This window comes from Rhodococcus sp. CX (assembly GCF_015865005.1).
In the GTDB taxonomy this organism is placed as follows: domain Bacteria; phylum Actinomycetota; class Actinomycetes; order Mycobacteriales; family Mycobacteriaceae; genus Rhodococcus.
Genome location: NZ_JADZGH010000187.1, coordinates 1 through 2,369 on the forward strand (window position 1 = coordinate 1; position 2,369 = coordinate 2,369).

1 protein-coding gene is annotated in these 2,369 nt (G+C 70.6%); it reads right to left on the minus strand.

All coding sequences use genetic code 11. The annotated features are described in order from the left end of the window. Nucleotides 1–784: 784 nt before the first annotated feature. A partial coding sequence (locus I0Q12_RS20160; protein WP_231611068.1) for an acyltransferase family protein occupies nt 785–2,369 on the minus strand: 1,585 nt, incomplete at its 5' end.

A 2,369-nucleotide genomic window follows, 5' to 3' on the forward strand; every position in this document is an offset into this window, starting at 1 on the left:
GGTGCGCGGGCGGGCGGGTCCCCTCCTTTCGGGGACGTTTCCGTGTGGCCGGATTCGTGGTGGTCGGCTCCGCCTGGGGATGCTTTCGCGGCACGGCACTGTCGGATCGCTCTCGCGCACGGCGCGTGGTCGGAGCCGACGTGCCGGACGCGACATCTGTTCGTTTCCGACGAGACGGTGGTTCTACCCTTGACGGTTGGCCGCGTTGCGGTGCGGTCGACCTCGGGCCGGCCGATTCCTTGTGGGGGGCTCGCGCCGAAGGCGTCTCGGGGGACGCCTTCGTCCTCGTCGCCGCCTTCGGTGAACGGACTCCCGTGCGGGGTGCGGTGGCTGCCGTCGCGTTGCCGCTGTTCGTGGACTTCCGGTCGCTCGCCGCGCCCCGACGGTGCGGCTCGTCCGGTGCGGCCCGGCCATGTGAATTCTGTTGTGTACTCATACCGCTCGCCTTACTTGCTGTCCCTCGGCGTGCTTACTACCTCTCAGTGTGCTCGCTTTCGTGGAAGGAGGGGAGGTCGGCGCCGTCCCCGCCGGAATCGGTGCCACAGCTTCTTCCGTCGCTGCCGGTGTCGTTCGACGGCGTACACGCAGGGGCCGACTCTGGACGGACGACCGAAGCCGAAGACCACCTGGCGCCGGTCGACAGTCCCACGCCCGCACCGATCGGGATGTCGGCCCAGGGGTCCGGGTTTGCCCACCCCGGCCGAACGGCGCCATGCCGTTCACCACTCCGGCTCGAGCCCCTACCCGACCGCGCCGTTGCCGATCGCCCTGATCCGACGGAACCCTAGCGCGGGGCCAGAGCCCGGTCCGCGAGTGCGCCGACGACGGGAGCCAACGCTTGGGCGTGCTCGATCGTGAGGTGGTTGTCGTCGCGGAACACCAGGCCGTTTCCGACGATCACCGGGCAACTCTCGGCGGTGCAGAACAGCTCGGTGAGGTCGGCATACTCCCCGCCGCCGGCAGCAGTGGCCGCGGCCTCGGCGGCGACGCCGGCAGCGTTCAGTGCCATCGACCGCTCCGGTGCGCAGGCCGTCGCATCGTCGATGTGCTCGGACAGGCACGTCGGCACCACCGCGTGCGGATCCGGCACCGGGCCGAGGACGAGGACCTTCGCGCCGGTCGCCCGGAGTTGGGCAACCATGCGGGTCAGGCTGTCCTGCCACTCCGGGCCGTACGTGGTGAAACCGAAGTCGCCGCCGTATCGGCGAGACATGCTCAGCACGACGAGTTGTGGTCTCTCCTCCTGCAACCGCGAGACGATCTCCCCGCGCCACTGCTCGCACTCGGTGTACTCGCGCCCCAGGTACGGGCTCGTCAACGACAGGTCCAGCAGTGGACAGGTGACCTTGCCCAGGGTTTCCAGCCGCCACCGCCGTTCCACGGCAACCGATTCGAACGCCGGAGCCCACATCGCGGCGTGCGAGTCACCTACCAGCGCCACCGTGATCGGTGACGTGATGTCACCCGACGCGCACTCGTCCTGTCCGACCTCCAGCCACGAGCGCACACAGCCGTTGAGGAACACATCCGGCTTGCCGGACGGCGCATCGGCCAGTGACGGGGACAGGTTCGACGGGACGGCAGCCGGTCCCGCCGTCGCCGCGACCGCGGCCTGAACCTGTGCGGTCAGTTCCCGTACGGCACCATCGTGCGGGTCGGCCGTGGGCGCCGGATCCTGCGTCGGCGCAGAGACCGTCAGCGCCGCGGCGGCCTCCCCGTGGCCGACCGGAACCGGCCGCAGCACCAGCAGCACCAGACACACGCAGACGCTGAGCGCGGTGATCGCTGCCCCGACACCGAGACTGCGGGAAGCCGAGCGGCGCAGGGGGAGTGCAAACCGGAGGGGGTTCTCCACCGCCGTCAGCGTGAGCGCGGCGAGCCCGGCGGCGAGCGTCACCACAGCCAGACGACCGACCACCCCGAGGTCGCGGTCGAGGAATGCCGGCGTGAGGATCAGCAGGGGCCAGTGCCACAGGTACCAGGAGTACGACAGGCGTCCGAGCGCGCGCATCGGCCGCAGCGACAATCCGCGTCCGACACCCAGTCGGGGCGACGCACAGCCTGCGCCGATCACCAGCGCCGTACCCAGTACGGGCAGCAGGGCTGCCGTGCCCGGATAAGGGGTCGTTTCGCCCAGACGCACGCAGGCGAGGACGATCAGGGCCAGCCCGGCCCATCCTGCGGTGGCCGCGAGGAGACCCGGCAGTCGGCGCCACAGCGGGACGGACAGCGCGACCAGGCCACCGACGGCCAACTCCCACGCCCGAGACGGCAGGGAGAAGAACGCCCACGGCGGCAGCGTGCGGGTCCAGGACAGTGACACCGCGAACGACGCCGCCGCAACCAGTACCAGGACCGAGACGTACGGC